Source organism: Abditibacteriota bacterium, assembly GCA_017552965.1.
Taxonomy (GTDB): domain Bacteria; phylum Armatimonadota; class UBA5829; order UBA5829; family UBA5829; genus RGIG7931.
On the sequence record JAFZNQ010000126.1, the window covers coordinates 1 to 5,063 of the forward strand.

At 59.0% G+C, this 5,063-nt stretch carries 3 protein-coding genes; 1 reads left to right on the forward strand and 2 read right to left on the reverse strand.

The annotated features are described in order from the left end of the window. Positions 1 to 376 precede the first annotated feature (376 nt). Entirely contained in the window at positions 377 to 2,080 is a 1,704-nt protein-coding gene (gene amt / locus IK083_10435) for an ammonium transporter (protein ID MBR4749971.1), read from the reverse strand. Between the two features lie 217 nt (positions 2,081 to 2,297). Then, complete coding sequence (locus tag IK083_10440; GenBank protein ID MBR4749972.1) at positions 2,298 to 2,774, reverse strand: VanZ family protein; 477 nt, start codon at positions 2,772 to 2,774, stop codon at positions 2,298 to 2,300. A gap of 149 nt (positions 2,775 to 2,923) precedes the next feature. On the opposite strand from IK083_10440, the gene IK083_10445 reads away from it, so the two are divergent. Beyond that, positions 2,924 to 4,564, forward strand: a complete 1,641-nt coding sequence (locus tag IK083_10445) for a hypothetical protein (GenBank protein ID MBR4749973.1) — start codon at positions 2,924 to 2,926, stop codon at positions 4,562 to 4,564. Positions 4,565 to 5,063 lie beyond the last annotated feature (499 nt).

Here is a 5,063-nt window from a genome sequence, read left to right on the forward strand (position 1 = left end):
CCAGGACACGTAGCGGTCGGAGGCCTCCTGTCCCTCGGCGGGATAATGCACGCCTCCGTAGATCCCCGAGGACACTATGCCCCCGTAGGACACCATGGATATGCGCATGTCTGTATTGCCAAGCTGAGAGTATTTCATAGTCCTTTTCCTCTATAGTGATGTATGTACCTTAATTTAGATATGCGCGCAGTCTCCATAGTTCCTTGTCCCTGAGTGTTTTCTGCCTGTATGTCGGCGAGCAGAGAGGAAGGGCAGTCCTTATCCGGGTATGCGCGGGGCAGCGCGGCGGCAGGCGATCTGCGCCTGCCGCCGCTGTTGTCGTGTCCGGCGGGCTCTCCGGGCCGGAGCCCGAAGCCCGGGCCGGAGCCCCGGAGCCCTATTCGGACTGCTGCAGGGCCTCGGCGCCCTCTTCTCCGGTGCGGACCCGGACTATGTTGTCCACGTCGGTGATAAAGATCTTGCCGTCGCCGATGTGGCCGGTGTAGAGCACCTTGCGGGCTGCCGCCACCACCTTGTCCACTGAGGCGGCGTCCACCACTATGTCTGTCTGCACCTTGGGCAGCAGGGTCACCTCTATGGGGGTGCCGCGGTAGTATTCGGGCTTGCCCTTCTGGGCTCCGTAGCCCATGACGTTGGTGACGGTCATACCGGTGATGCCTATCTTGTTCATGGCTGCCTTCAGGTCTTCAAGGCCGGAGGGCCGGCATATGATGCGTATGGCGGCAAAAAGCTGTTCCGAGGGGCTCTTGGCCTTCACGTGCATCACGGGCACTGTCTCTCCGGCGAGCTCTGTCACTGCAGGGGCGGGCTCTGCCGTGGGAGCTATGCTGCTCATGACGGTAAAGCCGGCGTAGGCGGAATACAGGCTGTGCTCCGAACGGTCCAGACCTGTGATCTCGTCGGCGGCCTCTGCCCGGAGGCCTATGGTCTTTTTGATGATAAAAAACACTATGGATATGACGCAGGTCGTCCACAGCATCACGGCAACGACTCCCAGGGCCTGCACGCCCAGAAAGCCTGCTCCTCCTCCGTAGAAAAGTCCCTTGGGGGTGGAGATGCCCGTGGCAAAAAGACCGGTCATAATGGTGCCCAGGGCGCCGCAGACTCCGTGGACGGCAATGGCGCCGACGGGGTCGTCGATCCTGGCTATCTTGTCAAAAAACTCCACGGCAAAGATCACGGTGACGCCGCAGCAAATGCCGATGACGGCTGCTCCGAAGGGGTTGACGGCGTCGCAGCCTGCCGTGATGCCCACCAGACCTGCCAGCGAGGCGTTGAAGGTCATGGACACGTCGGGCTTGCCGTAGCGGCACCAGGTGATGATCATGGCGACCACCGTGGCCACTGTGGCGGCCAGGTTGGTGTTGAAGAACACCCGGCCGGCGGTGGATATGAGGTCGTCGGTATCCATTCCCACCGTGCTGGCTCCGTTGAAGCCGAACCAGCAGAACCACAGGATGAATACGCCCAGCGCCGCAATGGGTATATTGTGTCCGGGGATGGCCCGGGGTTTGCCGTCGGAGCCGTATTTGCCCACACGGGCTCCCAGCATGGCGGCTCCGATCATGGAGCAGACGCCGCCTACCATGTGCACGGCAGTGGAACCGGCAAAGTCATGAAAGCCCAGGTTTGCCAGCCAGCCGCCGCCCCATATCCAGTGTCCGGATACGGGATATATGAACATGCTTATCACAGCCGAGTACAGGCAGTAGGCGCTGAATTTGGTCCGCTCTGCCATGGCTCCCGCCACGATGGTGGCCGAGGTGGCGCAAAATACCGACTGGAAAATGACGAAGGCCCACAGAGGGACGCCCGACGGGAGCGCGTGTCCGTAATCCTTCAGGATAAACGGATCGCCCCAGCCGATCACTGCCGAGCCGGCTCCGAACATGATGCCGAAGCCCACCAGCCAGTAAAGCGGGGTCCCTATACAAAGGTCCATCAGGTTTTTCATCAGGATGTTGCCGGCGTTCTTGGCTTGCGTAAAGCCGGCCTCGCACATGGCAAAGCCTGCCTGCATAAAGAATACCAATGCAGCGCCGACCAGCACCCATATCGTGTTTACCGCAGAAAATGTCATCATTCTTACCTCCATTTGTTTCTCTGTAGTACACTGAAATGATCCGGGCGGCAGGGCTTATGGTCCGCGATAATATACCAACATGACTGTTCCTCCTTGTCTGAATAATTATGTCACGGTAATGCGTTCATCATCAATACGGTCGCCCGGCAGACAAACACCGGGGCTTCCCCGCAGGATCTGTGACCCGGCGGGACACACAAAAGGGCGAAAAGGTTTATCTCTTTCTGGCAGACAAAAACGCGCCTGCAGACAGATGGGTGATGCAGATACCCAACAGGCAGCCGGCAAAATCTATGAGCACGTCTGTGAACTCGCAGGACCGGCCGGGGACGAAGAGCTGATGGATCTCGTCGGACACGGCATAGACCAGACCCGTGACGGCAGGCGCCGCCTGTCTCAGGGGCTTTTTCAGCATATACGCAAAAGCCACCGCGCAGGCGATGAAGCCGAACACCGCGAATACGGTGAAATGAGCGATCTTGCGGACCACCTTGTCCGCCTTGTGTCTCAGGTCCAGCTGCTCCATGAGAGGCATATCGTTGAATCCGGGATAAATGATACAAAGGATACGATGGGTAAAATTGTGTGAGAGAGACCCCGAGTCATCTGCGCTCTGCGAAGAAAAGCGGAAGATGACCACTGCCCAGGCGATGAGCATTACGATACTGAAGAATCTGAAGAATTTGATCATCGTAAGCGGTCTCCTTAAAACCACAGTATATTATACTTGCTTTCGGCCCCGGTGTCAAGCGGTTTTTTTGACACCTCGGGAAATATTCGCCCCGTATGTGCTATAATATGTGTGAATACTATGTGTAATACTATGCGTGAGGAAATCCTATGAAAAAACTGCTGACAGCCATATTTGCGCTGCTGATATGCTCCGTGGCGTGGGCGCAGACCATCTCCGAATCGGACGGTTCCTATGTCGTCACCGGCGAAGGCTACAGGGCCGTGATCCCCGCGGGCCGTATGATGAGCAGCCTGCAGATATCCGGCACCGAATTTTTGCAAAGCATCGACGTCTTTCCCGGGACCACCTTTTTCAACAACGGTGAGCCCAAAGAGGCGTCCGTGAACAGGCGCGAGGGCAACAACATCATCTGCACCGTGGAGGGCTACGGCATCGCCACCTACCGCTTCGGTCCCGACGGGATCGTGCTGGAAGCGGAGAACACCGGTGACGTCAGCGAAAATCTGTTCACGGTCTTTACCTCCAAGCTGCAGGCGGTCATCGCCTCGGACGGCAACTGCTATCCCGCCTCCTCCGAGCTGGAAAAGGGCGAATACAAGTGGATACTGGGCCACGCCGCTCTGAAGACCAAGGGAGACGCCAGGCACTGGTTCTGGACGCTGTTTTCCGGTCTGGAGCTGATCCAGCTGCCCGTGGGGCCCGGCCAAAAGGCCTCCGTGACACTGACCCCCTCGGCGTCGGAGCTCAGTGAGAGGCAGGCCGCGGCGGATTTTGCATATCCGGGCATCAAGGCCGACAGCGAAGACATAGCCCTGTATTCCCCCGTGAACTGGCAGGTGTTTCAGCGCAAGACCGTATCCGAAGGCGATATATTCTTTTCCGGCAAGATCAACGTGGAGTGGGACAAGGTGTCCTACAGGCTGACCGGCAAGGACTACAGAGGCAAGAAGGTGTCCGGCGGCTTCAGGACCCTGAAGGTCAACAAGGAGTCCGGCGTGTTTGACGAATCCGTCAAGACCCCCGCCGGCGGCTGGTACAAGATAGAGCTGCGGGTGGAAAAGGACAAAAAGATCGTGGCCGAAAAGACACTGGAAAAGGTGGGCGTAGGCGAAGTATTGGTGGGCGCAGGCCAGTCCAACTCCACCAACTCGGGCCAGATCCCCATTCAGCAGACCCTGGGCATGGGCTCCTCCACCGACGGCGTCAACTGGAAGTCCTGCGATGACCCCATGATCGGCGTTCACGACGGCTCCGGCGGCGGCAGCTATTATCCCGCCCTGGCGGACCTGCTCTACAAGGAGTTCAACGTGCCCATCGGCATAGCCTCCACCGGCCACGGCGGCACCACCATAGAACAGTGGGAAGTGGGCGGCGAGCTCTACGAGTGGTTTATGACCAGAGTGAAGCAGCTGGGCAAAAACGGCTTCCGGGCCGTGCTGTGGCATCAGGGCGAATCCAACTTTGAGAGCATCACAGAAGACTGCGTGCTGAATATGACAGCCATCATCAAGACCTCCTGCCGCGACGCCGGCTGGCGGTTCCCCTGGTTCGTGGCGAAGGTGAGCTATCACAACGCCGAGCATCCGTCCTGGCCCCGCATCAGAGCGGCCCACCAGAGGCTGTGGGACAGGGGAGTGGCCCTGGAGGGACCGGACACCGACGTGCTGGGCCCCGACTACAGAGATTATGACGGAGCGGGCATCCACTTCAGCCCCAAGGGACTGCAGGCTCACGCAGAGCTGTGGGCCGAAAAGCTGATCCCCTATATCCATGCCTGTATAGACTAAAGAACTCATAGCAAAAAGGCCTTTGTCCTCCCTGCGAAATCTGTGATTTCGCAGGGAGGAAAACTGTTTATGCCGTCAGGCGCTGCGCGATTCGATCTGCCGTCATCCCGGCCAAAACGGAGCAGCCCCGGCAGGCGGCGAGGAGGCATTCTGCCGAAGGGAAAAGGCGCCTTGCGCGGGCGCGGGAGCGCCCGCGCAAGGCTTTATAATAACAGCCCCGGCAGGCGCGCAGCGCCTGCCGGGGCACTCTGCTCCGAAAGGACCGCGAGCTACGGCCACGGACCAGCTCAACGGGACAGAAGAAAGCCTCTCCCATACCATTCGCTTGCCACGAGGACCGGGTCCTCCCCATTTGCCCCTCTGTCTGCGACAGAGCAATGAACGGGCAAACGGGTCCCGCCCGAGATCCCTTCCCGGAAATGGCCGAGCGCTAAAGCGCTTGATATATGGCCATTTCCGCCGGGATGACGCCCGATCGAAGCATTGACGCTCTCCCATA

Bases quoted from the DNA above. Each gene is read 5' to 3' on its own strand.
- amt (MBR4749971.1), bottom strand. From the start codon at position 2,080: ATGACATTTTCTGCGGTAAACACGATATGGGTGCTGGTCGGCGCTGCA.
- IK083_10445 (MBR4749973.1), top strand. From the start codon at position 2,924: ATGAAAAAACTGCTGACAGCCATATTTGCGCTGCTGATATGCTCCGTG.
- IK083_10440 (MBR4749972.1), bottom strand. From the start codon at position 2,774: ATGATCAAATTCTTCAGATTCTTCAGTATCGTAATGCTCATCGCCTGG.